Here is a 495-nt window from a genome sequence, read left to right on the forward strand (position 1 = left end):
AGAATATAGTGTAGATAATGTTATAAATACATAAGATTGAATAAATGCTACTGCTAATTCAAACATTAATAAAATTATAAATAATCATATTATTACTATTATTAGTTTAAAATTTATTACTAAATTATTTCCTAGAAGTCTTATAAGAAGATGTCCTGCAATTATATTTGCTCTTAATCGTACTGCTAATGATCTTGGTCGAATAATATTTCTAATTGATTCAATAATTACTATAAATGGTATTAGAATGGGAGGTGTTCCTACTGGTAATAGGTGGGTAAATATATGATTTGTTTTGTTAATTCATCCATAAATTATTAATGATATTCAAATTGTTAGGGCTATTGAAAGAGATGAAATCAAATGAGCTGTTGCTGTAAATACATAAGGTAACAGTCCTATTAAATTGTTAATTAAAATAAATATAAATATTCTAATAAATATAATTGAAGGTTCTTTTACATTAATATGTATAATAATTTCTTGAGTTAATTT

1 protein-coding gene is annotated in these 495 nt (G+C 22.4%); it reads right to left on the reverse strand.

Annotated elements, in window-relative coordinates; all coding sequences use genetic code 11:
• Positions 1-84: 84 nt before the first annotated feature.
• Positions 85-303: a F0F1 ATP synthase subunit A gene (locus P2081_RS21105; RefSeq protein ID WP_369011417.1), complete on the reverse strand. Its 219-nt coding sequence runs from the start codon at positions 301-303 to the stop codon at positions 85-87.
• Between the last annotated feature and the right edge of the window lie 192 nt (positions 304-495).

This window comes from Pseudophaeobacter profundi (genome assembly GCF_029697505.1).
Taxonomy (GTDB): Bacteria; Pseudomonadota; Alphaproteobacteria; order Rhodobacterales; family Rhodobacteraceae; genus Pseudophaeobacter; species Pseudophaeobacter profundi.